Origin of the sequence: Allokutzneria albata, assembly GCF_900103775.1 — a bacterium.
GTDB lineage: Bacteria > Actinomycetota > Actinomycetes > Mycobacteriales > Pseudonocardiaceae > Allokutzneria > Allokutzneria albata.
Genome location: NZ_LT629701.1, coordinates 8,206,554 through 8,229,641 on the forward strand (window position 1 = coordinate 8,206,554; position 23,088 = coordinate 8,229,641).

A 23,088-nucleotide genomic window follows, 5' to 3' on the forward strand; every position below is an offset into this window, starting at 1 on the left:
TGGCCGGGTAGGCGATCGGTAGGCGGTGGCGGTGATCCTCGGGTGATGAGCGACTGCCGCCGCCACTTCGGTTCCGCGTCCTGCTACGTCACCGGTGTGCCCGCCCCGCGCGAGTCAGGGGCCGAGGCCGACGGTCCACAGGTAGGCCTGGTGGACGACCTCCCGTAGCTCCTGCTCCGGCCACGGCAGGAACTGCGGCGTCGAGGGCGCCGGGTCGATGCCGAGCACATCGCGGACCACGTGGGCCACCCCGATCGGCGCGGGCAGGCCGAGCCGCGTCCGCACGCCGTCCCACGCGGCCGCCAGGATCTTCGCCGCCGGATCGTCCAGTTCCGCCGCGACCACGGCGGCCTGCAGCGCAGCGGCCATGCCGAACCGGAAGTGCGAGCGCCCGATGGCCGACGCGAGCGCGTCCGACAGCACCTCGCGCGCCCGCAACGGCTGCCCGGTGCGCCGCAAAGCCTCAGCGGACAACGATTGCAGCCGCACGACCCGCGACAGCGACCTCGGGAACAGGCGGCGCAGCTGGCGCACGCTGTCGTCGAGGAAGTCCACCGCGCTCGCGGGGTCCTTGGCCAGCAGCGTGGTGCCGATCGCCCGGCGCGCGGGCTCCTGCTCCAACGGCCCGCCGGTCGGCCCGAGCCGTTCGGCCAGCCGCTCGCACCAGCTCTCCGCGGCCTGAATGTCCTTGCGCCCCAAGGCAACCTCGGTCCGCAGCGCCAACTGCGCGGTGGAGATCCGCAGGCCGCGCTCCACCCGGTGCACCTCGTACCGCCTGCACAGCTCGGCCGCCTCCTCGTAGCGGCCCCACGTCGCGTACACGCCGCCGCCCGCGGTCAGCGAGGTCGCCACGTCGTCACCCGAGCCGGTCTCCAGCGACGCGATCTGCTCCAGCATGCGCGGGGTCCCGTGCACGGCGGCGGGATCGAGCAGGAACCGCAGGCAGCTCATCTCGAAGATCAACGCGATCCGGTGCTCGCGAGGGCGGTGAGCGGCCAGCTCGCGCCGCGCCGACGCCATGATCGACACCGCCGAGACGTAGTCCTCGCGCAGCCGGGCCAGCTGCGCCTCCTGGAACCGCAGCAGGCTGCGCACCTCGGGGTCGCTGTCCCAGATCGTGCGCAGCGCGCGGTCCAGCTGCGCCTGGCCGTTGGCGATGTAGGAGCCGTGCACGTGCCAGAACTCGAACAGCTTCGCCACCAGCTCGTTGGACTGGGCGTTGCGGCCGCGCCTCTGCACGTGCGCCAGGGCCGAGTCGAGATCGGCGACCTCGCGCCCCATCGCCCGCACCCCGGCGAGCCGGTCCCCGTAGGACGGCAGCGCGTCCAGCTCCCGCGCCCGCGACGTCCACCGCTGCGCGTGCCGATCCCGCACGAGCACGGTCTCGCCGTACTCGGCCAGCCGCGCCTCGGCGAACTCGCGGACCACGGTCAGCAGCCGGTAGCGCTGCCGCGGCAACGCCTGCACCAGCGACCGCTCCACGAGATCGGCCAGCCGCGCCGCGAAGTCCAGCCCGTCCAGCGGGGCGCCGCCGCACACCGACTCCACGTCCGAGAGCCCGAACTCGCCCCGGAAGACCGACAGCCGCGCCAGCAGCAGCTGCTTCTGCTCGGTCAGCAACCGGAACGACCAGCCGACCGCGCGTTCCATGGTCCGGTGCCGCGGTTCCCCCGCAGCCCTGGTCAACAGGTCCAGGCCACCTTCGAGCCGTTCCCGCAACTGCCGCAGGCCCAGCGACGGCACCCGCGCCGCGGCCAGCTCCAGGGCGAGGGGCAGGCCGTCGAGGTGGTGGCAGATGGTCGCCACGTCAGCCTCGGCGTCAGGACCGGACGGCAGTGCGGTCCCGGCCCTGGCGCGGAAGAGCACGATCGCCGGGTTGTCCGCGTCGAAGCGGCCGGAGGCGGGCGCGGGGAGCGGGCCGAGTGCGAACACGCGCTCCGCGGGCAGGCCGAGCGGCTGGCGCGCGGTGGTCAGCACGGTCAACCGCGGGCACCACGCCAGCAGCCGTTCCACCAGTGCGGCGCAGGGTTCGGCCAGGTGCTCGCAGTTGTCCAGCACCAGCAGCAGTTCGCGGTCGGCGACCCAGGAGACCAGCCCGGCGAAGACCCCGTGCACGCCGTCACCGGTCACGCCGGTCAGCGACCCCAGGGCGAGGATGATCGCGTTGCCGTCCTGCAGCGGCGCCAGCTCGGCGATCGCGGTCCCGCCCGGCCGGTCGGCGTGCTCGGCGACGTTCATGGCCAGGCTCGTCTTGCCGCAGCCGCCGGGCCCGGTCACGGTGACGAGCCGGTGCTCGGTCAGCTCGGCGGCCAGTGCCCGCTGTTCCTCGGCGCGCCCGATGAGCTGGCCGGAGCGCGGGCGCGGGCCCCACCAGCGCTGCCGCTCGCGCATCGGTCCCTGCTGCGAGGCCAGGATCTGCGCGTGCGCGTCCCGCAGCGTCCGGCCGGGCGAGACGCCGAGGTCCTCGACGAGCCTGGTCCGCACCCGTTCGATCGTGCGCAGCGCGCTGACCTGATCGTCGCCCGCGCAGTAGGCGAGCGCCAGGCACGCGTGCACGTGCTCGTCGTAGACCCGCTCGTCGGCGAGGGTCTCCAGCAGCGGCACCGCGCGCTTGGGCTCCCCGCACCGGATGGCGATCTCGGCGAGGGTCGTCGCCGCCTCCACCCGTGCCCGCTCGACCGCGAGCGCCGCGGGGGCGGCGTGCGTCGGCGCGGTCAGCCCGGCCAGCAGCGGCCCCCGCCACAGCCGCAACGCGCGTTCGAGGCGGTCGAGCTGGTCGAGATAGGACTCACCGGGCGGGTCGACCTCCACCAGCGCGCGGAACTCGCCGATGTCGCTGCCCCTCGGCGGCAGCCGGAGCACGTAACCGCCCTCGGCCAGCTCCACCGCGACGTCCGCGCCGATCCCGCGCAACCAGCCGCGCAGCCGGGAGACCGCGACCTGGAGGGTCTTGCGCTCCTGCTCGGGCGGGTGGCCGTCCCACAGCCACTCGGCCAGCCTGCTCCCGCTCACCGGCCTGCCGTCGGCGAGCAGCAACGCCCCCAGCAGGTTCGCCTGTCCGGCGCCCCCGGGGGTGTGCGGCCGGCCGCCCGCCCAGACGGTCAGCGGACCGAGCACGCCGAATCGGAGCTGATCCGCCACGAACCCCACCCATGAGCCTTGTTGTCGGAGGGACGCTAGGGAAGCCGGGCCGCTTTCGCCCAGGGCTTCGGCGAAACCGGACGGACCTTTCCGTTGTGGGCGAATGGTGTGCCGTTGTCCACTCGCAACCCACGCGGGCCCTCGGGAACCTAGGCTGGCGCCGTGCGACTGACGGTGCTCGGAGGATGCGGCGCGTGGCCCGCCGCCGGTCAGGCGTGCAGCGGATACCTCTTGGAGCACGAGGGTTTCCGCCTGCTGGTCGACCCCGGCTACGCCGTCCTGCCCCGCCTGCTGGAGCTGGTGGAGGCGTCCCAGGTGGACGCCGTCCTGGTCAGCCACGGTCACCCGGACCACTGCGCGGACCTGAACCCGTTGCTGCGCGCCAGGATCCTCGCCGAGGAGCCCGCTCCGCCGCTGCCGCTGTACGCGCTGCCCGGATCCGTCGACCACGTGCTCGCCCTGGACAGCGGACCGCGAATGGCAAAGTCCTTTACTTCCAAGGATTTCGAAGCGGGTGACAGTTTCGACGTAGGACCGTTCCAAGTGGACAGCATCCTGCTGCCGCACTGGGTGCCCAACGCGGGCGTGCGCCTGACGGCGGACGGGCGCACCCTGGCCTACACCGGCGACACCGGTCCGACGGACGCGCTCGTCGAGCTGGCCGGGGGAGCGGACGCCTTCCTCGCCGAGGCCAGCTACCCGGACCGCGTTCCCCCGGAGTCGGCGCAGTACCTGTCGAGCGCCCGCCAGGCGGCTGCCTACGCGGCCCGGGGCGGGGCGCGGCGGCTGCTGCTGACGCACCTGTGGCCCGGGGTGGACCCGGGCGAGGCGGTCGCGGTCGCCCGGGGCGGGTACTCCGGGGAGGTCCGCGTGGCGACCGGCGGACTGATGATCGAACTCTAGCGGGCGCGCCAGGCGGTGATGCCGGACTCGGTCAGCACGTGGTCGAAGCCGGTCTCGGCGGCGCCGATGATGCTGCCGTCCCCGCCGAGGGCGGAGGCGCGCACGGGCGGCACCGAGCTGCGCTGGTAGGCGATCAGGCCCGTGCGGTAGGCGGTGCCGAACGCCTCGGGGGCGGCGGCCAGCAGATCGGTTGCCACGCCGGAAACCGTGACGAGTCGCGGGTCGAGTGCGTTCACCAGTCCGCCGACACCGCGCCCGAACGCGCGCGCCACCTCGTCCACGGCGCCCACCGCGGCTGCATCGCCGTCCCGGGCCGCGCTGAGCACGCGCTCGGCGGCGGCGCGAGGTTCGGCCGCGTCCTCCTGCCAGGCCAGCCGCGCGAGGGCACGGCCGTCGACCTCGGTGTCCCAACAGCCGTAGGCGCCGCACAGGCACCTCCGGCGCGGATCGCCGAAGGGCAGGTGGCCGAACTCTCCGCCGCCACCGGTGGCCCCGGTCATCGGCGCCCCGTTGACCACGAGGATGCCGCCGACCCCCACGTCGATCTTGAGGTGCAGCGCGACGTCCGCGTCCGCCGCGGCACCCCGGCGGGACTCGGCCAGGCCGGAGAGGGTGGCGTTGTTGCCGCCGAGCACGGGGAGATCGGTGAGCACGGCGAGGTCGACATCGCGCCACCGCAGGTTGCTGGCCTGGACGACGCGGGTGCCGCGGACCGTGCCCGGCGCCGACACCGGCACGGCTCGCACCCGCTGCCCCCACGTGTCGAGCTGCGCGGCCACCGCGCGCCGCAACGCGGTCAGCACGGAGTCCGCGTGGCGGTCGGAGATCTGCCCGGTCGTCCTGGCCAGGACCGCGCCACCCAGCTCGACCACGGCGACCGTCCACGCCTCGTGCGCGATGTCCACCGCGCAGACCAGCGGGCCCTCGGGGTGGGGGAGCAGCCGGGTCGTGGGGCGGCCGCGCTTGCCGTCCGGCGGGGCGGCCTCCTCGTGGACCAGTGCCGCGTCGCGCAGCCGCGCGGTGATCTCCAACGCCGACGCGCGGGACAGGCCGAGGCGCGTGGTCAGCTCCGCCCTGGTCGCGATCCGCCCGGCGTGGAACTCGCGCAGCACGTGCAGCTGGCCCTCCATCCGCAGGGCCGCGGCCCGGCCCGGCCGCGCCGAAGTGTGCACGCGGGGATTGTCGCAGCCCATGCGGACCATTATGCTCGCGATACGAACAAAAGGAGAGCGCATGACCGCGATCGGGTTTCTCGCCGGTGTCCTGACCACCGCTTGCTGGGTTCCGCAGCTGCTTCGCTCGTGGCGGACGCGGTCGACGAAGGACTTCTCGTGGCTCTACCTGATCGTCATTTCCGCCGGGGTAGCGCTCTGGGCGGTCTACGGGGTGTGGCAGGCGGACGCGGCGGTGATCGCGGCCAACGTGGCGACGCTGTGCTTCCTGCTGTTCCTGATCGGGCTGAAGCTGACCGAGCGCCGCAGGGAGGTTGCCGCGTGAAGGACGTGCGCGCGGTGCTGTTCGACATGGACGGCACGCTGGTGGACTCCGAGGGCGCCGTCGCGCGCTCCTGGAAGGTGTGGGCCGACCGCAACGGCGTCGACCACGCCGAACTGCTGCGGATCTGCCCGGGCCTGCCCGCTGCCGAGGTCATCCGCCATTTCCGTCCACAGTGGACCGAAGAGCGGATCGCCGCCGACGCGCGCGGGCAGCTGGAGCTGGAGTACGCCGACCTGACCGGCGTCCTGCCCGCCCGGGGGACCCCCGAGGTGCTGGCCGCCGTCGCCGAGCTCGGCCTGCCCTGGGCGGTGGTGACCAGTGCCGACCGCAAGCTCGCCGGGATCAGGCTGAGCGCCGCGGGGATCGGCGCGCCCCTGGTGGTCACCCGCGAGGACGTCACGCACGGCAAACCGCACCCCGATGGGTTCCTGCGCGCCGCGCACCTGCTGGGCGTCGCGCCCGGGCACTGCCTCGCCGTGGAGGACGCCGTCGCGGGTGTCGAGTCCGGACGCGCGGCCGGGATGCGCGTCGCCGGGCTGCGCGGGGTGCCCAGCGACGTGCCGATCGAGCACCTCGGTGAGCTGGCCGAACTGCTGCGTGGTGTGCTTGCGCGGTGAGTCGCGCGGTCGAGGAGTCCAACCGGCGGATGCTGCGCGCCAAGGACGCGATGGACCGCGCCTACGCCGAACCGCTGGACATCCCGGCGCTGGCCGCGCTCGCGCACGTCTCCGAGGCGCACTTCATCCGCACCTTCCGCGCCACCTTCGGCGAGACACCCCACCGCTACCTGCAACGGCGCCGGGTGGAGCGGTCGATGTTCCTGCTCCGCTCGACCGAGCTCAGCGTCACCGAGATCTGCTTCCAGGTCGGCTTCGGCAGCCTCGGCACGTTCAGCAGGACCTTCCGCGACATCGTCGGGGAGTCGCCGTCGGCCTACCGGGCGCGCGGGCCGCTCCCGGCGGTGCCGAACTGCTTCGCGATGGCCTGGATGAGACCGAGCAGTTTTGGAGAAGCCCGGGGCGCGGAGCCGAACTAGCGTTGCCGCCATGTTCACAGCCATCACGCACTCGCAGATCTTCGTCACCGACCAGGACGAGGCACTGGACTTCTACGTCGGCAAGCTCGAACTGGAGGTGCACACCGACGCGGACCTGGGCTTCATGCGCTGGCTGACCGTCAACGTGCCCGGCGACAAGAGCCGGGAGATCCTGCTGGAGCGCCCGGGCCCGCCGTCGATGGACGAGGCCACCGCCGAGCAGGTCCGCGAGCTGCTCGCCAAGGGCGTCATGGGCGGCTCGCTGTTCTTCAGCACCGACGACTGCCACAAGACCTACGAGACCCTGGTGTCCAGGGGTGTCGAGTTCTACGACAAGCCGACCGAGCGCCCGTACGGCATCGACTGCGGCCTGCGCGACCCCTTCGGCAACCGGCTCAGGTTCGCCCAGCTGTTCTCCTGACCCCGGCGAGGTCGGCGCTGATCACCTCGCCCGCTGTTCCCCGCACCGCCACGCGAACCAGGGACGCGCCCCTGTCCCCGAGGACTTCGGGGACAGGGCGGCTCAGGCGTGACACGCCACCTCCCGCCACAGCGCGGTGAGCGAGTCGGTCAGGTCGTGCTCCGGCCGCCAGCCGAGGACCCGGCCGATCTCGGAGACGTCGGCGCGCTGCCACGGCACGTCGGCCGGCCGCTCGGGGCCGCGGTCCTCCTGGCTGACCGGGCCGGTGTGCCCGGCGATCCGGGCCAGCTCGGCGACCAGTCCCTCCGCCGGGGTGCCGACCCCGCTGCCGACGTTGAGGATCTCCGCGTCCGACGGCGTCGTCGCCGCCGCGAAGACCGCTCTCGCCACGTCCCTGGCGTCGACGAAGTCGCGGATCACGTCCAGCGGGCCGAGCCGGATCCCGTCGTACTGGCGGCGGGCTCGGATGATCTCCGCGGCCGCCCGCCCGGCCAGCCCGGACGTGGGCGAGCCGGGGCCGATCGGGTTGAACACCCGCAGCACCACGGTGTCCAGGCCCGCCGCTCGCCCGAGGCCGACCGCGCGGGTGCCCGCGAGCTTGCTCAGCCCGTACGCGCCCACCGGGGCGGGCGGGGTGTCCTCGGTGACCGGGACACCGATCTCACCTCGGCCGTACTCCGCCGCGGAACCGAGGTGCACCAATCGCGGTGGCTTCGGGCACTCCAGCAGCGCGCGGACGATCCGGGCCGGAAGCTCCACATTGGACTCGGCGAGCGCGGTGACGGAACCACCGGCAGCGCCGACGCAGTTGATCACCACGTCGGGCGCGGCGGCGGTGATCAGCCCGCGCAGCGCGCCCACGTCGGCGAGGCCGAGGTCGAAGGGCACGTGGCCCGGGGATTCCGACAGTGCCGAGCGCGCGACGGTGACGACGTCGACCCCGGGCTCGCGGAAGAGCACGTTGTGCACGTGGCTGCCCAGGAAACCGGTCGCGCCGAGCAACAGGATGCGGGTCACTGCGATCCTCTCAACAGCGTCGCCCGGATGTCCTCGCCTTCGAGGGGACCCGCGTGGCCCGGAGCGGCGAACCCGGTCGCCTCGGTCGGATGGACCAAGGCGTTGAGCCGGTGAACGGAGTGGCGCCGCCCGTGGTCGGCCTGCACCAGGGCGGAGCCGAGGACAGCACCCACGGCGTGCCGAATCGATCGGAGTGCGGTCACGAATCTCCCCATTTCGCGGATGCGTCCGAATTCGTGCAGGGTGAAGTTCGAGGTGTGTCCGTGGTGGCGGATCGCCGACAAAGGCAGTCCGTATGAGCTGCCGAGGTTCATCTCCCGATGGCCGGCGGCGTGAGTTCGCTCGGCGATGAGCGGCTTGACCAGCGCTTACACCCCTGCAGGGGCGAGCGAGGGGAACGGTACAAGTGCGGCGGATGCCGAGAAAATAGTCCAGGAGAGTGACAGCGTTCACGGTGTGGCCCGCCGTGTGCTGCGGTTGGCCGAATCAGATGGGCGACCAATGGTGAACTGATTGCCGGTACAACTTCCTGTTCTCGGTGGTGAACAGGACGAATGCTGGGAAGGAATTCTTCCGAACGGCTCGTTCAGTTCGTTCAATGCTTTCCGGTCACGCTCCAAGGGGGCGGTATGTTTGTCGGCAGGTAACGAGAGGGGACCGACGATGGCCGGAGAGATCGAGACGACGACGGCGCCGGGCGGGCTGGGGCGACGCTGGGTCCCGGTGACCGCGCTGGTGCTCTCCGTGCTCGGCCTGGCGGTGTCGGCGTATATGACGCTGTCGCACTACACCGACCAGAAGGTCCTGGTGTGCTCGACGAACGCGGTGATCGACTGCGCGCGGGTCACCTCCAGCCCGCAGTCAGTGGTCTTCGGCATCCCCGTCGCCGTGCTCGGCGTGGCCTTCTTCGTGGCCATGTGCGTGCTGAACCTGCCCGCCTTGTGGCGGTCCCCGGACCAGCGCGTCCGCCTGGCGCGCTTCGCCGGCGTCGGCGTCGGCATCGTCTTCGTGGCCTACCTGGTCGCGGTGGAGCTGCTGGTGCTGCACGTGATCTGCGAGTGGTGCACCGTCGTGCACATCCTGACGATCGCGCTGTTCGTGGTCACCGTCCTCGGCGAGACCAGCCGGCGGGTCGCGGAGTGACCGCGCTCAGCCCGGCCGTCCGTGCCTTCCTGGACCGCCCGAACTACGCCGTGCTCTGCACGCTCAACCCCGACGGCTCGCCCCAGGCGTCGATGATGTGGGTCGGCCGGGACGGGGACGACCTGCTGTTCTCCACCGTCGCCGGTCGGCGCAAGGAGCGGAACATGCGCCGCGACCCGAGGGTGACCGTGGTCGTCTCCGATCGCGCGGACCCGGAGGTCTACGTGGAGGTCCGTGGCACCGCGACGATCTCCGAGGAGGGCGGGCGGGAACTCGACGACGCGCTGTCCTGGAAGTACGACGGGAAGGCCGCGGGCGCCGACGCTCCCGGAGCGGTCCGGGTGGTCGTCCGCATCACGCCGACGAAGGTGCTCGGCCGCGTAGCGTGAGCCCGAGCAGCACCAGGCCGATCACCACGTAGCAGTTGCCGACGAGGTGGTCCAGCGGTGTCCAGCCGAGCTGTTCGGCCGCAGCGCGGGGAAGGAAGCGGTGCGGGCCGAGCGCGAACGGGACGAGCGCGACCGCGAACACCGCCCACAGCCACCGGTTCTTCAAGCGCCACAAGATGATCACCGCGGCAACCAGTGCGGGGGCGATCCACGACCAGTGGTGCCCCCACGACACCGGCGAGACCAGCAAGCTCGCCACCGCGATCACCAGCAGCGCCGCCACGTCGTCGCCCCGCGCGCGCAGGCGGTGCACGCTCAGCCACGCCACCGCGATCACGAGCACGACCATGAGCAGCCACAACCAGTCCGGGGTGCCCAGGCGTGCGAGCATGCCGCGCAGGGACTGGTTGTCGCCCCACGACGGCACGGTGATCCGGTCCGGCTGGAACAGCACGTCGGTCCAGTAGCGGATGGAGTTGCCCGGCGTCACCGCCAAGGTCAGCAGGCCCGCCCCGACGAAGCCGCCCAGTGCCACGAGAATCGGCTTCCGTTGCTTGCGCACCAAGAAGAACAGCAGGAACGACGCCGGGGTGAGCTTGATCGCGGCGGCGATGCCGATCAGCAGTCCGCGCGGCCACGGGGTGCGGGGGAGCAGGCAGTCGGCGACGACGAGCAGCACCAGCACCAGATTGATCTGGCCGAACAGGAAGTTCGTCATCAGCGGTTCGAGGAGCACGCTGGCCGCCGCGACCGCGCCGCCCACGAGCACGGGAGCCTGGTAGCGCCGCGCCACGATCACGCACGTCGTCACCAGAGCCGCCGCGCTGATCACGGTCATCACGACAGGCACGATTTTCAGCGGTAGCAACGCGAAGAGGCTGAACGGCAGTGCCGCGAACGGTGGGTAGACGAAAGGCAGGTTCGACGTCGCCTGGAAGCTCGCGTCGTAGAGGTCCTGCCCGTGCAGCAGCGCGGCTCCGGCAGCGCGGTAGACCTCCAGGTCGATCGCGGTCCTGCCCCAGGTCACCGCGATCGCCACCAGCGCCGTGAGACCGATCCACCTAAGCACGCAGTCTCCTCGACGCCAGGAACGCGACCAGCACGGCGAGTCCGGTGTAGACGTAGGCCTCCCCGATCACTCGCTCCGCGATGGTCCAGTGCGTCTCAACGCCGCCGCCCCGCCTGGCAAAGCGGTACAGGCCGAACGCGAACGGCAGCAGCACCAAGGCTCCCCACCAGTTCCGGCTCCGCCAGCCGTGAATCGCCAGGCCGACCAGGGCGGGCGCCACCCAGGACCAGTGGTGCTCCCACGACACCGGAGACGCCAGCAGCGCGCCCGTCGCGACGACGAGCAGCGAGGGCAGAGGCCGATCCCGGAGGTGGTACGCGATGAACCAGGTCGCGGCGATGACGAGCACAACCGCGATCGGCAACCAGTACCAGGACAGCTGCATGCGCGCGTGCAATCCGCGCAGTGACTGGTTGTCCCCGTAGATCACCGAGCCGATGCGTTCCGTGCTGAAGACGGTGAAGGTCCAGTACTGCAGCGACGTGCTGGGCAGGATTGCGAATGCCGCCGCTGTCGCGCCGAAGAAGCCGCCGATCGCAGCGAGGATCGGCTTCCACTGCTTGCGCACCAAGAAGAACAGCACGAAGGCGGCCGGGGTGAGCTTGACCGCCGCCGCGATGCCGATCAGCAGTCCGCGCGGCCAGGGCGTGCGCGGGAGCAGGCAGTCGGCGACGACGAGCAGCATCAGCACCAGGTTGATCTGCCCGAAAGTGATGTTGGCGCGCATCGGTTCCAGGAACACGCACGCCACCGCGAGCCCCGCTCCCACCGGCAGCGCCTTCGCCGGCGGCAGGTACACCCTCGCCGTGATCACGCACGCCGCGCACAGGGCGAGCGCGCCGACCACGGTCATCACCACCATCGAGGCGGGCCACGACAACAGTCCGAACGGGGTGAACAGCAACGCCGCGAACGGTGGGTAGGTGAACGGCAGATCGAACAGAGCCGGTGTGGTGTAAGGGAAATCCGGTCCGTACAGCGGAAGTCCGCGCAGCACCGCGTCCCCGCCCGCGCGGTACACCTGAAGATCGACCAAGCCGTCTCCGGCCATCACCAGCAACGCGGCGAGCACCGTGCACCCGAGCCCCACCGCCGCCCACACCACCGCACGCCGATCGACCGACGCACTGAATGACTCGTTCGGTGCGTCACCGTCGCGGGGAGTGGCGTCAGCCATGGGGGAGATCCGGTTGCGGGGAGCGGCGACGGATCCCGAAGACCACGCCCGCGATCACCACCGCGAACGCCGTGATCAGGTACGCGTTGCCGAGCAGGTGCTCCGGCCACGTCCACTGCAGCTCCAGCTCGCCGCCCCGCCGCAGCAGCAGGTGGGCGCCGACGAAGAACAACGTCAGCGGCACGGCGGCCAGAGCGATCAACGGGCGGGGCCGCGACGAGCGCCGGATCGCGATCACCGCGCCCACCGTGGCGGGGGCGATCCACACCCAGTGGTGGGTCCACGACACCGGCGAGCAGATCAGCCCGGCCGCCGCGACCACGAGCAGCGCGGGCAGGTCCCGCCCGGCCGCGCGCAGCCGCCAGCACGCGAAGCCCGCGCCGGCCACCACGACGGGAACGATCACCATCCACCACCGCGACGCGTCGGCCTCGGTCAGCCCGAAGCGCATCAGCGCGCCGCGCAGCGACTGGTTGTCGGCGAAGGCGGCGCTGCCGATGCGGCCGGGCTCCAGCAGCAGGGTCGTCCAGTACTTCAGCGAGTCCTCCGGCGCGACCAGCCAGCCGATCCCGCCCGCGGCGGCGAAACCGGCCATGGCCGACAGGATCGGCTTCCACTGCATCCGGACGAGGAAGAACAGCAGGAACGACGCCGGGGTGAGCTTGATCGCGGCGGCGATGCCGATCAGCAGTCCGCGCGGCCACGGGGTGCGGGGGAGCAGGCAGTCGGCGACGACGAGCAGCATCAGCACCAGGTTGATCTGGCCGTAGCCGAGGGTGGCGCGGATCGGCTCGGCCAGCACGCAGACCGCGGCGAACCCGGCGCCCACTCGCACGGCGCTCGCCCAGTTCGGGTGGAAGCCGCGCGCGGTGATCGAGGTCGTCGCGATCAGCGCCGCGCTGCCGACCAGCAGCGTCGCCACCACCGCCGCCGACCAGGACAGCGTGGCCAGCGGCCCGAACAGCACCGCGGCGAACGGCGGGTAGGTGAACGGGAGCCGGAACTTCGTGTCGGAGTAGGGGAAGTCGCCGGAGTAGAGGTTCAGCCCGCGCAGCACGGCGTCGCCGCCCTCCCGGTACACCCGGAGATCGATGAACGACACCCACGAGGTGACCAGGAGGGCCAACGCGAAGGTGAGCGCGGCCAGCGCGGCGATGGAGATCAGAGTCCTGCGGCTCGGCGCGACGGCCCCCACCGGGCTAACACTCACGAGGTCCCGACCCACTCCACGATCACCGCTCAACTGGACAGCTCAGCGTACCGGGGAGCCGCCGAGGCCACCGCCGTCGTCCGGCTCCGCGCCGCGCGCACGGCCAGCACCGCGAGCGCGGTCACGGCCGTCAGGAAGAACGCGTTGCCGACGAACCACTGGCCGAGCGTCCACGTCTCCTCGCGGCCGCCACCCGGTACGTGCGCGTGCGGGCCGACGAAGAACACGGCCACCACCAGGCCAGGAGCGAGCAGGCCCCACCTCGGCGCGCGCACCAGGGCGGCGGCGAGCCCGGTCCCCGCGACAGCCACCCACACCCAGTGGTTGCTCCACGAGATCGGCGAGCACAGCAGGGATGCGGTCGCGATCACGAGCATCGCCTGGAGTTCGGCCCCCGTCGAAAGCAGGCGCCGCACCGTGAACCACGTCGCCGCGAGCACGAGCACGACGCCGATCGCCCAGAACGGGAAGCTCGCGGCCTTGTCGAGCCCGAAACGCGCCAGCACACCGCGGATGGACTGGTTCGTCACGAACCCCGTTCCGACCATGGTGTCGAGCTTGAAGACCGTGGAACCCCAGTACTGCAAGGAGTTCCGCGCGTCGAGCAGGAAGCCGAGCACCACGCTGCCCGCGAACGTGGCGACGATGGTGACCGCGACCCGCGCGCGCCCGGAGGCGAGGAAGTACAGCACGAAGATCAGCGGGGTGAGCTTGATCCCGGCCGCGATGCCGATCAGCAGGCCACGCGGCCACGGCGTGCGCGGCATCAGGCAGTCGAGCACCACCAAGGTCATCAGCAGCACGTTGACCTGCCCGAGGTCGACCGTGCTGCGCACCGGCTCGGCGTAGACCATCACCGCGCACACCGCGGCGCCCAGGCCCAGCCCGGCCGCGCGGTCCAGTCCGCAGCGGCGCGCGGTGACCACGCAGGCGGCCAGCATCGCGAGCACCGTCGCCGCGGTCATCAGGTAGCCCAGCGCCTGCAGCGACAGCAGCGTGAAACCGCTGAACAGCACCGCCGAGATCGGGGGGTAGATGAACGGCAGCGGGTAGGCGAGCGGCCGCGGCGGGAACTCCGCGTCGAACAGGCCCCGCCCGGCCAGCCACGCCTCACCGCCCGCGCGGCAGACGTCGAGGTCGACGATCGGCGCGAACGCGACCTGCCACAGCGCGAGGGCGAGGGCGATGCCGATGCCCGCCACCGCGACGAACGGTCTCCGGAGAAGTCCTTCAATCGTGCTCACGTCGGACAAGACACCGGGACCCCCCGCGGAGTTGTGCGGGGAAATCCGAAACGTGCAGCTTCGAATCGACGCAACGCCGAGGCGGCAGCCGCGTCCACGCGCGTGCGGACGCCCGGCGAACGTGAGGACTACTCGCGCCAGGAGTTGTCGGAGGCGACCACGGTCAGCCGCTGCGTCGCCCTGGTCAACGCCACGTACAGCGCGCGCAACCCGGTCGGCGACTCGGCGATCAGCTCGGCGGGCTCGACGAGCACGACCGCGTCGTACTCCATGCCCTTGGCCTCCAGGCTGCCCACCGCCTGCACGCGCTCCCCGAGGTCGGCCACCCAGGACGTCAGCTCGGCGCGCCGCGCCATCGTGCCGATCACCCCGACCGTGCCGTCCACCTGGTCCAGCAGCTCCTTGGCCGCCGCCACCGTCTGGTTGGGCACATCGGGCACGGTCCGCAGCTCCGGCTCCAGCCCGGTGGACCGCACGGCGGTCGGCAGATCGTCGGGGTCGACCACATCGCGCACCACGTCCGCGGCCAGCTCGAAGATCTCCGAGCTGTTGCGGTAGTTGGTGCGCAACAGGAACCGGCGCCGCCGCTTCACCTTGCCCAGCGCGCGTTCCTTGGCGTCGGCCGCCTCGGCCGCGTCCGGCCACGAGCTCTGCACCGGGTCGCCCACGATGGTCCAGCTCGCGTACTTGCCGCGGCGGCCCAGCATCCGCCACTGCATCGGCGAGAGGTCCTGCGCCTCGTCGACGATCACGTGCGAGTAGTGGTCGTAGTGGTCGGCGCGGCCCAGCTGCTGCTGCCCCTGCTCGCGCTGGTGCCAGCTGGTCACCTCGTGCGCGATCATGTCGAACTCGTCCAGCTCGTCGGCGGCCCTGCGCTGCTTCGGCGGGTCACCGAGCAGCACCCGCAGCTCGTCGAGCACGGCCACGTCCGCGACCGACCAGCCCGCGTCCTGATCGGCCCAGGTCGCCGCGACAGCCTCGACCTCGGCGGGGGAGAGGTTGCGCTTGGCCGCCTTGCGCAGCCGCTCCCGGTCGCCGAGCCAGCCCAGCACCTGCGTCGGCAGCACCGGCGGCCACCACGCGGCCACGAAGTCGGTGAACTCGTTGCGGTCGGCGATGTCCACCACGAAGTTCTTGCGGTCGAACCTGTTGTCCGAATACGAGGAAGCCTTCTGCCACAACGCTTCCAGCAACGCGTCGGCGGCCACCTTGCGCGCCTGGTTGGGCTGCACCCTGCGGCTGTGCACGGCCTTGCGGACCTTGGTCAGCTCGTGCGCCTCCAGCTTCAGCACCTGTCCGGAGTAGACGATCCGCAGTTCCGACGGGGCCCCGGGCGGCGCCTCCTTCATGATGTTGAGCAGCACCTTGCGCATCCGCAGCGAGCCCTTGGCCACCGCGACCTCGGCGGGATCGGTGCGCGTGGCCTTGACCCCGTCCAGCACCTCGCCGAGCGCGCGCAGCTCCACCGTGTCCTCGCCGAGCGACGGCAGCACGCGGGAGATGTAGTTCATGAACACCGGCGACGGCCCGACCACCAGCACACCGCTGTTGAACCTGCGGCGGTTGCGGTACATCAGGTAGGCGGCGCGGTGCAGCGCGACCGCGGTCTTGCCGGTCCCGGGGCCGCCGGTGATCTCGGTGATGCCCTCGGCGGGCGCGCGGATCGCGTCGTCCTGCTCGCGCTGGATGGTGCCGACGATGTCGCGCATCATCGGCCCGCGCGCCCTGGCCAGCGTCGCCATCAGCGCGCCGTCGCCGACCACGGTCAGCCCCTCCGGCACCGCGTCCGGGGTCAGCAGCTCGTCGTCGACGTGCAGCACCTTGCCGCCGGAGCAGCGGATCACCCGCCTGCGCACCACGTCCATCGGCTGCTCGGCGGTCGCCTGGTAGAAGGCGGCGGCCACCGGCGCGCGCCAGTCGATCACCATCGTGTCGAAGTCGGCGTCGCGCACGCCGAGCCTGCCGATGTAGAAGATCTCCCCGCTCGCCTGGTCCAGCCTGCCGAAGACCAGGCCCTCGTACTCCGCCTCCAGCGACTTCAGCTGGCGCGTCGCGTGGTAGACCATCGCGTCCCGCTCGACCAGCGCCGCGGGCAGCCGCTCCAGCCCGCGTTCGTGCGCGGCGGCGATCATCGCCTTCGCCTCTTCGCGCATCACCAGCAGGCGCGCGTAGACCTTGTCGACGTACTGCTGCTCCGCCGCGATCTCCGCCTGCCTGATCGAGACTCCCTGCACGCACCGCTCCCCAAAGTTTCGTGAAGTCGAACAACTTTAGAGGTCTTCATGTCCGTGCGGCGCGGCGGCCGTTCCGTAGCATCGCGCCGGTGGACCGCCCGACGCTGCCCGAGCACCTCCGATTGCTGCTCTCCGACGAACCCGTGCTCGACCTGTACTCACACGGGCCGTGGCGGGTCCCGGACGGGCTGTACGAGCAGGTCAGGGCGCGTGCGGTCGCGCTGAACGACGATCCCGCGGCCGAGCGGCTGGCGGTCGAACTGCCCGAGTTCTTCGCCGAGAGCACCACCGTGATCGGCGCGGAACTGTGGTCCCTGGTGCAGTTCCTCATCGGCTCGGTCGCGCTCTGCGCGGGCACCGCGTGTGACGTCGCTTACGAGACGATGAGCGATTTCATCGACCAGCCAAGGAAACCGCACCGCAGCTGGCTGTGGTCGTCCGCGGACACTCCGTACCTGCCGCCCGCGTACTGGTTGCTCGACAGCACCGGCGAGGACCCGGAGAAGCGCGAACTCGCGCTCGGGCTGGCGCGCCGTTGCCTCGACGTGTTCGAAGGAATCGAACCCCTGGAACCGCGGCGCAGAGCCTTGATCGCGCTCCACGACATGCGCGCCGCCGATCCCGCGCTGGCGAAGCAGGACCTGATCGCGCCGCTGGAGTCGCTTCCCGGGCTGTGGTCCGAGCGCGCCACGCCGGAGATCCTGTCCGTGCTGCCCGAGCTGACGGGGCCCGCCGGGTACCTCGACTGGGCCTGCACCGGGTTCCTCGCCGCGCACACCCGGCTGATCGAGAACGCGCCCGGAGCGGCGAGCGCGGGACCGTTGCCGGGCACCGACTTCCGCTTCGAGCACGAGGTGACGCTCGCCTGCCTGCTGGCGCAGGCCGAGGCCGCCGAGGTGCCCGCGGAGCTGGCCGTGCCCCTCGGCGTGTCGACGTACGACCGCGTTCAGGCCGTGTTCTGGAAGCTGCGCGAGGAGTTCGACGCCGACACCTGGCACGCGCGCGTCCGGTCCTGGCTGGCGCGGGCGGTCCTGGAGGGCGAGGCCGAAGCCTGCCGCGCGTGGCTGGACATGGCGATCAGGGTCACCGGCGCGGTGCAGGGCCTGCCGGGGCGCGCGGTGAACCCGGAGAGCTCCATCCCGGTCACCCCCTTCCAGCGTGATCTCCGGATGCTGTGCGCGCCGCGCCGGGCGATGAACCCGTTGCTGGCCAAGTTCGTCGCGGGCGTCGAACGACCCGCCGACATCGCCGCCCGCCTCGTCGGCCAGCCGGAGCTGGCCACCGCGCTCCGTTCCGTCGTGGGCACCGGGAAACCGGTTCGACTGCTGGTGGCGGGTCCGGAGAGCACCGGGCGGATGACCGCGGTCGACCTGGTCCGGCGCACGCTGGCCGAGCCCGCGGTCGTGCACATCTCCGACCAGGTCTTCGCGAACATGAGCGCGAGCGAGGCCGCGCTGCACGTCCTCACCCGCACGCGCGAGCTGGTCGCCGGTGATCTCCTTGTGGTGCAAGGACTCGACCGGATCATCGACTACCGGCGGTGCGGCGCGGTCGCGCTGGAGGAGCTGCGCCGCGTCCTGCGCCACAAGCCCGACGTGCACGTGATCGCGCTCTGCCGGGCAGGCGGCGACATCCGCGTCGAGCAGGCGAATCCGGCTCTGCACAACGATTTCCGGATCGCGCGCACCCGCGAGTTCGGTGAGGCAGATCGGGCGGAGCTGTTCCGCAGGGCGGTCGCCGAACGCGGCGGCACGGTGCTCGACGAAGCCGCGGCGGCCGCGGCCCGACTGGCCGGTTCGTTGAACCTGCGCGGCGCTCGCCTGATGGCGCACCTGGCCGACCGTGCCGTGGCGTCCGCCGGGAGCGACCCGGTGACCGTCGCCGATCTCCCCGCGAGCCCCGGCCGGTCGTGGACCGGGCTGGACGCGTGCCTCGGCCTCGAACCGGTCAAGGCGGAACTGGCGCTGGTCACCGCGGAGGCCAGGGCGGCGAAGTTGCGCCGCGACGCCGGGATGGCCGCATCGGCCCGGCCGCCGCACCTGGTCTTCACCGGCCGCCCCGGAACGGGGAAGACGATGGTGGCGGGCATCCTCGGCGGCATGTTCGCCGACCTCGGCTTGCTGTCGTCGGGACACCTGGTCAGCGTCGACCGCGCCGACCTGGCCGGGCAACACCTCGGCGACGCCACGGTGAACGTCCGCAGGGCGATCGACCGGGCCCTGGGCGGCGTGCTGTGCGTCGAGGACGCGGGCAACCTCGCGCGTCCCGGAACGGACATCGACAAGGCCCGCAGTCGCGACGTCGTCGACGCGCTGCTGGCCGGAGTCCAAGCGCACCAAGAAGATCTGGTCGTCGTCCTTTGTGGACCGGAGGGCGCGGTCAACGGCCTGCTGAAGTCCTCGCCGGAGCTGTCGGAGTACTTCCAGAAGGTCGTCCGCTTCCCCGCCCTCACCACCGAGGAGACGGTGACGCTCTACGGCGTCAAGGCCGCCGATGCCGGTTTCACGCTGGGCGCGGGCGTGCTGTCCAAGGTCGGCGAGGTCGTGCGTTCGGCGCGCCCGGACACTGCGGGAGCGCGACTCGCTCTGAGCTTGCTGGAGCGCTCGGTCACCGCGCAGTCGCGTCGCATCCTCGCTGACGGCGTTGTCGACGAAACCGAGTCACTGCAGGAGATCCTGGTCGAGGACGTCCCGGACACCGCGCGCGCCGGTGTCCGCACCGAGCTGGCCGAGGACCCGCTCGCCGCGATCGACAGCCTCATCGGGCTGGAGTCGGTCAAGCGCGAGGTCCGGCTCCTGGTGGCCGAGACCAGGGCGGACGGGCTGCGCCGAGCGGCCGGACTACCCGTCGTCTCGCCCACCCGGCACCTGGTCTTCACCGGCAACCCCGGCACGGCCAAGACCACGGTGGCCCGGCTCATCGCCGCCGTGTACGCGCGGCTCGGGCTGTTGTCGTCGGGGCACCTCGTCGAGGTCTCCCACGCCGATCTCATCGCCGAGTACGTCGGCCAGACCGCGCCGAAGGTCCGCGCCGCGGTGGAGAGCGCGCTCGGCGGCGTGCTGTTCATCGACGAGGCTTACGCGCTCACCCCTGGCGACGCGCACACGTCCTATGGGCCCGAGGCGATCGCGGAGCTGCTGCGGTTGATGGAGGAACACCGCGACGACATCGTGGTGATCGTCGCGGGCTACTCGGACCGCATGACCGGCTTCCTCGCGGCCAATCCCGGCCTGGCTTCACGATTCCCGACCACTGTGCGGTTCCCGGACTACTCGGACGCCGAGCTGCTGGAGATCTTCGCGCACATGGCGTCTTCGGCGGGCTTGGTCCTGGGGGAGTCGGTGCGCGAGGAGGTCCTTCGCGTGCTGCGGTCGATCCCGCGCGGCGAGTCCTTCGGCAACGGCCGCGTTGTGCGCAACCTGCTCGACCGCGCGCTGGCGCTCCAGGCCGAACGTGTTCTGGCTTCAGGCGAAGACGTCCGCGAGCTGCTGCCCGCCGACATCGTCGCGGCGCCTGCCCCGGCTCGGGAGGAGTACGCGGGCCAGTACCTGTGATCCGCTAGTCGTGGTCCTGCCAGTCCACGCAGCGCGGGCGGCGGCCGGTGGAGCGGAACTCCGTGAGCGCTTGGCGCAGCTTGTCCAGGGGCACTGCGGCGTTGCGGGGGAACTCGCGCTTGGCCGCGCGGTCGATGTAGAGGGGCGGCTCGTCCTGCTCACGCGTCGCTCCCTTGGTCACCCACGTGCCGACCTCGGTGCTGTCCTCTTCGCGTGGTCCGACGTAGCACAACGCGCCGATCTTGCGCTCGTGGTCCACGTCGATCTGCACGTAGCGGCGCTCGTCCTGCTTCGCGGCGTGCACCGGCGCCTGGTCGCCCTTTCGCGCCCGCTCCACCGCCGCCGCGACCTCCCGATCCGGCGCTGCCTCCTTCTTCGGCGGCGCCTCCTTCGTCCGGGTGGCTCCCACGGCCCCGGCCCCGGTCCCGGTCCCGGTCCCGGTCAGGCGTGTCCGGAAGCGCTCCAGCGACTTGTCCGCCGTGCTGCCCAGCTGGAAGACCCGCAGCAGGTCCTCCCGCGCGGTCACCGCCAGCGCCGTCGCCTCGCGCAGGTCGTCGGCGGTGCTGCCCTCGCCCAGCGCGGCCAGCGCGCCCGCGTACTCCTCCAGCTGCTCTTCGACCTGGCCTAACGTCGTCAGGCTCGCGCCGAGCGTGCTGCGGACGTCATCAAGTCGCGCCGCGACGGCACCGATCGAACTCGTCGACATGGAACCCCCTCGTCATGATCACCGACGACCGTAGCGCCGGAGACCACGAGTGCAACCGCCGAAAGCGTCAGCCCTCCCCACCATCGTCCGCTGCGCACCGAATGATCCGTCCAGCACGAACCGCCCCCGACCCACGCGGGGTTGGGGGCGGTTGGCGACCTCCGGGGTGGGGGTTCGGGGACTTGAAGACGCCCGAACCCCGGCTGGGGCGTTAGTTGGCGATGCCCAGCGAGGCGGCCTGCTTCTCCAGCGTGGCCAGGTGGGCGCGGGCGGCGGTGATGCGGTCCTCGTCGCCGCTGTCCAGCGCGCGGGTCAACCGGCCCTTGGCGGCCGAGACGCGGCGGCGGACCGTGCGGATGGTGTCCGCCTGCTCCTGCTCCTTGGTCTGCTCCGCCGTTTCCGACGGTGTCACTGCCTCGGCCTTGGGCTTCGCCTCGGCCTTGGCAGCGGCGGCCTTGGGCTTGGGGGCGGCCTTGGCCTCCGCCTGGGGAGCGGGCGCGGGCGCGGCGGCGGCCTGGGCCTGCTCGACCGGGGCGGGCGCGGCGGGAGCGGGAACGGTGGGCGCGGCGCCCTCGCGCAGCTGCAGCGGAACCCCCTGCAACGTCATCAGCACGGTCGGCTCCTCGGCCAGCCGGCGGAAGAACGCGTGCTGGGTCGGCTGCGTCACCAGGTTCGCCGGGATCGGCCAGAGCGCGGACTGCAGGCGCATGCCGACGCCCTTGTCGCCCACGGTGAACCCGGACTCCACCAGGTGGTCCAGCCAGCCGGGCGCACCGGTCGCGCAGTGCCCGGCCATCCACTGGAAACCCGCTTCGCGGTAGTGGTCGGCCAGCCGGTTCAGCACGCGCGGGATCAGCTTCTGCGGCATGGCCTCGGGCACCACCGACAGCGCGCCGACGGCGACCATGGTCCTGGCGACCAGGCGCGCGGCCTGCTGCGGCAGCTTCAGCGCGGCGATCCACTGCCTCGGCACACCGGCGGCGCCCATGCCCACCATGCGCTCGGTCTTGCGGTCGATGGCGACCAGCACCAGCAGCTCGGTGCCGTTGGTGCCGTCGGCGCGGTCGGCCTCGATGGAGGAGCGCAGCAGCTCCGCGGTCGACGGGTCGTTCGGCAGCAGGGCCGCGACCTGCCTGCCCTCACCCACGCGGGCGGGCCGGATCCAGACCGAGGACGCCACCGGTCGCTGCCCGGCGGAGCCCTGCCGCCGGCGAGTCTTCGTGCTGATCACGCCCGGTACCGTAGCGGTCACCCGGAGCAGCCCTCGCCGGGCCTTCCTGGACCGCCAGGTGTGCCCTGATCAGGTGGAAAACGCGGTGAACCGGCGTGTTGCCGGGTAGTTCACCCGCGAGCAGTCCCTCCGCGCTCTACCCGAAAGTGTGATGAAAGATGATCTTCAGGGGAGTATGTGCCCTGGTCGTGCTCGCCGCCGTGACCGGGTGCTCGCCCGCTCCGCCGCCGGAGACCGCGCCGACCGTTCCCCTGCCCGCCACCCAGGCGCAGCCGCCCGCTCCGCCCGCCCCGGCCCCGCCGAAGATCGACCGCGAGCAGGCGGGCCGCCTCGCCGAGCAGGCCGCCCCCGGCTTCCGCGTCACCGCCATCGACCTCGACACCGACGAGGGCCGCCGCATCTGGGACGTGGACCTGGTCAACGACCGCAACGAGCGCCGCGACCTCGACGTGGACGCCGAGACCGGCCAGATCCTGCCCGACCTGGACAACGACTGATCTGCGGCCGCGGCGCTGGTCAGGACTGGTCGGCGAGGGCGCGGTCGAGGGTTTCGTAGGAGTCGAACTCGGTGTCCATGCCGGTGACCGAGAGCGGGTTGCCGACGACCGGGCCCTGGTAGACCAGGCGGAGCCGCTTGTTGCGCGCCTTGGCCAGCTCCGCGGTCTCGGCGAGCACGGACAGCCCGGAGGAGCCGAGGAAGGTCACCTCGGACAGGTCCAGCACGAGCAGCGCCTCGGCGCCGTCGAGCCTGCCCGCGCACTCCTGGCGCAGCGGGGCCGCGCTGAGCATGTCGATCTCACCGCGGACGTGCACCACCGCACCGCCCGGCAGCGGCCGCACGGAGAGCTGGATCAGCTCGCCCGCGTCGGGACCGTCCCCGCCCTCACCCCGGGCGTGCCGATCGGCGTGCCAGGTCATCTGTGCTCCTCGTCGCCGCTGTGTGGTGCAGCGTTCTCCTGGGGAGGTCTCGACACGAAATCAGCCGCGTGCCGCGTGAAACCACCGTCGCCAGAGTCTATAGGCTGAGCCGAACCTGCTTGGGCGGTCCACCTCCCCGCGGCTCTTCCCCACCGGGGGTGTCGTACCGGACCATGCCCGTGGTGCGGTCACCGCAGA

Annotated in this window: 21 protein-coding genes; 9 read left to right on the forward strand and 12 right to left on the reverse strand. The window is 72.0% G+C overall.

Going from position 1 to position 23,088, the window contains the following annotated elements; genetic code table 11:
• Nucleotides 1-114: 114 nt before the first annotated feature.
• Nucleotides 115-3,141, reverse strand: coding sequence for an ATP-binding protein (locus BLT28_RS37705; protein WP_162184813.1), 3,027 nt, complete (start codon nt 3,139-3,141; stop codon nt 115-117).
• 162 nt (nt 3,142-3,303) lie between these two features.
• On the opposite strand from BLT28_RS37705, the gene BLT28_RS37710 reads away from it, so the two are divergent.
• Nucleotides 3,304-4,044, forward strand: a complete 741-nt coding sequence (locus BLT28_RS37710; RefSeq protein WP_030428385.1) for an MBL fold metallo-hydrolase — start codon at nt 3,304-3,306, stop codon at nt 4,042-4,044.
• Here BLT28_RS37710 and BLT28_RS37715 read toward each other — a convergent pair.
• A complete protein-coding gene (locus tag BLT28_RS37715; protein ID WP_197683932.1) occupies nt 4,041-5,216 on the reverse strand; it encodes an ROK family transcriptional regulator in 1,176 nt (391 codons plus the stop codon). The genes BLT28_RS37710 and BLT28_RS37715 overlap by 4 nt on opposite strands.
• A gap of 61 nt (nt 5,217-5,277) precedes the next feature.
• Between BLT28_RS37715 and BLT28_RS37720 the strand changes: the two genes are divergently transcribed.
• From BLT28_RS37720 to BLT28_RS37735, 4 genes are read left to right on the forward strand one after another with little or no spacing between them, the layout of a single operon-like run.
• Nucleotides 5,278-5,541 (forward strand): SemiSWEET family sugar transporter, encoded by a 264-nt coding sequence (locus BLT28_RS37720; protein ID WP_030428383.1) that lies wholly within the window; start codon nt 5,278-5,280, stop codon nt 5,539-5,541.
• Complete coding sequence (locus BLT28_RS37725) at nt 5,538-6,158, forward strand: HAD family hydrolase (protein WP_030428382.1); 621 nt, start codon at nt 5,538-5,540, stop codon at nt 6,156-6,158. Before BLT28_RS37720 ends, BLT28_RS37725 begins: the two co-directional genes overlap by 4 nt.
• A 29-nt stretch (nt 6,159-6,187) precedes the next feature.
• Nucleotides 6,188-6,577, forward strand: a complete 390-nt coding sequence (locus BLT28_RS37730; RefSeq protein ID WP_081900184.1) for a helix-turn-helix domain-containing protein — start codon at nt 6,188-6,190, stop codon at nt 6,575-6,577.
• A gap of 10 nt (nt 6,578-6,587) precedes the next feature.
• The gene (locus BLT28_RS37735; RefSeq protein ID WP_030428380.1) at nt 6,588-6,998 is read left to right on the forward strand and encodes a VOC family protein; all 411 of its coding nucleotides are present in this window, start codon (nt 6,588-6,590) and stop codon (nt 6,996-6,998) included.
• Between the two features lie 102 nt (nt 6,999-7,100).
• Here BLT28_RS37735 and BLT28_RS37740 read toward each other — a convergent pair whose 3' ends face one another.
• Together BLT28_RS37740 and BLT28_RS37745 are read right to left on the reverse strand one after the other, a co-directional pair.
• On the reverse strand, nt 7,101-8,015 hold the full coding sequence (locus BLT28_RS37740; RefSeq protein ID WP_030428379.1) for an NAD-dependent epimerase/dehydratase family protein: 915 nt from the start codon (nt 8,013-8,015) through the stop codon (nt 7,101-7,103).
• Nucleotides 8,012-8,218 (reverse strand): hypothetical protein, encoded by a 207-nt coding sequence (locus BLT28_RS37745; protein ID WP_156050691.1) that lies wholly within the window; start codon nt 8,216-8,218, stop codon nt 8,012-8,014. Before BLT28_RS37745 ends, BLT28_RS37740 begins: the two co-directional genes overlap by 4 nt.
• Before the next feature lie 460 nt (nt 8,219-8,678).
• Between BLT28_RS37745 and BLT28_RS37750 the strand changes: the two genes are divergently transcribed.
• Both BLT28_RS37750 and BLT28_RS37755 read left to right on the forward strand, forming a co-directional pair.
• Nucleotides 8,679-9,158, forward strand: coding sequence for a vitamin K epoxide reductase family protein (locus BLT28_RS37750; protein WP_063766535.1), 480 nt, complete (start codon nt 8,679-8,681; stop codon nt 9,156-9,158).
• Nucleotides 9,155-9,547 carry a PPOX class F420-dependent oxidoreductase gene (locus tag BLT28_RS37755; protein ID WP_030428376.1) on the forward strand — a complete coding sequence of 131 codons (393 nt, stop codon included), beginning with the start codon at nt 9,155-9,157 and terminating at the stop codon, nt 9,545-9,547. The genes BLT28_RS37750 and BLT28_RS37755 overlap by 4 nt, the downstream gene beginning before the upstream one ends.
• Here the strand turns inward: BLT28_RS37755 and BLT28_RS37760 are convergent.
• The 5 genes from BLT28_RS37760 to BLT28_RS37780 form a co-directional block, all read right to left on the reverse strand.
• The gene (locus BLT28_RS37760) at nt 9,513-10,616 is read right to left on the reverse strand and encodes a glycosyltransferase 87 family protein (RefSeq protein WP_083383826.1); all 1,104 of its coding nucleotides are present in this window, start codon (nt 10,614-10,616) and stop codon (nt 9,513-9,515) included. The two genes, BLT28_RS37755 and BLT28_RS37760, sit on opposite strands and share 35 nt — an antisense overlap.
• Complete coding sequence (locus BLT28_RS37765; protein ID WP_052407070.1) at nt 10,609-11,793, reverse strand: glycosyltransferase 87 family protein; 1,185 nt, start codon at nt 11,791-11,793, stop codon at nt 10,609-10,611. Before BLT28_RS37765 ends, BLT28_RS37760 begins: the two co-directional genes overlap by 8 nt.
• Nucleotides 11,786-12,988, reverse strand: coding sequence for a glycosyltransferase 87 family protein (locus BLT28_RS37770; protein WP_172806549.1), 1,203 nt, complete (start codon nt 12,986-12,988; stop codon nt 11,786-11,788). The genes BLT28_RS37765 and BLT28_RS37770 overlap by 8 nt, the downstream gene beginning before the upstream one ends.
• Nucleotides 12,989-13,032: 44 nt before the next feature.
• Nucleotides 13,033-14,247, reverse strand: a complete 1,215-nt coding sequence (locus BLT28_RS37775) for a glycosyltransferase 87 family protein (protein WP_162184811.1) — start codon at nt 14,245-14,247, stop codon at nt 13,033-13,035.
• 128 nt (nt 14,248-14,375) lie between these two features.
• Entirely contained in the window at nt 14,376-16,481 is a 2,106-nt protein-coding gene (locus BLT28_RS37780) for a HelD family protein (RefSeq protein WP_030428369.1), read from the reverse strand.
• An 89-nt stretch (nt 16,482-16,570) separates the two neighbouring features.
• Here BLT28_RS37780 and BLT28_RS37785 point away from each other — a divergent pair, with 89 nt between their 5' ends.
• Nucleotides 16,571-20,035 (forward strand): AAA family ATPase, encoded by a 3,465-nt coding sequence (locus BLT28_RS37785; protein ID WP_052407068.1) that lies wholly within the window; start codon nt 16,571-16,573, stop codon nt 20,033-20,035.
• A 4-nt stretch (nt 20,036-20,039) separates the two neighbouring features.
• On the opposite strand, the gene BLT28_RS37790 is transcribed toward BLT28_RS37785, so the two are convergent.
• Nucleotides 20,040-20,741 (reverse strand): Imm1 family immunity protein, encoded by a 702-nt coding sequence (locus BLT28_RS37790; RefSeq protein ID WP_030428367.1) that lies wholly within the window; start codon nt 20,739-20,741, stop codon nt 20,040-20,042.
• 211 nt (nt 20,742-20,952) lie between these two features.
• The gene (locus BLT28_RS37795; protein WP_052407067.1) at nt 20,953-21,972 is read right to left on the reverse strand and encodes a hypothetical protein; all 1,020 of its coding nucleotides are present in this window, start codon (nt 21,970-21,972) and stop codon (nt 20,953-20,955) included.
• Between the two features lie 158 nt (nt 21,973-22,130).
• Here BLT28_RS37795 and BLT28_RS37800 point away from each other — a divergent pair, with 158 nt between their 5' ends.
• Nucleotides 22,131-22,469 carry a PepSY domain-containing protein gene (locus BLT28_RS37800; RefSeq protein ID WP_081900142.1) on the forward strand — a complete coding sequence of 113 codons (339 nt, stop codon included), beginning with the start codon at nt 22,131-22,133 and terminating at the stop codon, nt 22,467-22,469.
• A 19-nt stretch (nt 22,470-22,488) separates the two neighbouring features.
• Here the strand turns inward: BLT28_RS37800 and BLT28_RS37805 are convergent, their stop codons facing one another.
• The gene (locus tag BLT28_RS37805) at nt 22,489-22,890 is read right to left on the reverse strand and encodes an STAS domain-containing protein (protein WP_052407066.1); all 402 of its coding nucleotides are present in this window, start codon (nt 22,888-22,890) and stop codon (nt 22,489-22,491) included.
• Between the last annotated feature and the right edge of the window lie 198 nt (nt 22,891-23,088).